Source organism: Neisseria sp. P0024.S006 (assembly GCF_051956595.1).
Lineage (GTDB): Bacteria > Pseudomonadota > Gammaproteobacteria > Burkholderiales > Neisseriaceae > Neisseria.
This window is the reverse complement of sequence record NZ_JBQCXH010000044.1, coordinates 1-462: the sequence shown is the minus strand read 5'-3', so window position 1 is coordinate 462 and position 462 is coordinate 1. Positions and strand designations below refer to the sequence as shown.

The window sequence follows — 462 nt, the reverse complement described above, 5'->3', positions numbered from 1 at the left end:
TGAGCACCGAGATCTACGCTCTCTTCGTCGTCGGCAGCGTCGGATGTGTATAAGGGGCAGCTGTAGGCAGACGCAGAACACGGTAGGTGGCTTCGGTAATGTCGATAGCGCCGGCGTTAGACGGTTTTTCAGATGGCGTAACTGTTTTGTCGGTACGCGTGGTTTTAGGCGGTTTGCCAAGCAAAACGTTCAGCGGCAAATCGACAGGGTTGTTGGAGAACAAGTCGTCGCGTACTTTCAAATGGCCGTCGTCGGTTGCTGTACCGACTACGGCAAATGGGCAGCGTTCGCGTTCGCAGATGGCGCGGAAGGTCTCCAAATCTTTTTCCAAAATCGACAACACATAACGTTCTTGCGATTCGTTGCACCAGATTTGCAGCGGGTTGAGTCCGTGTTCTTCCAGCGGCACTTCGCGCAGTTTGAATACCGCGCCGCGACCGGCATCGTTGACGAGTTCATGGA

Annotated in this window: 1 pseudogene; it reads right to left on the bottom strand. The window is 54.3% G+C overall.

Annotated features, from left to right (window positions below):
• Positions 1-55: 55 nt before the first annotated feature.
• A pseudogene (locus ACTHUF_RS11180) lies at positions 56-462 on the bottom strand (AIR synthase-related protein); the annotation flags it as partial.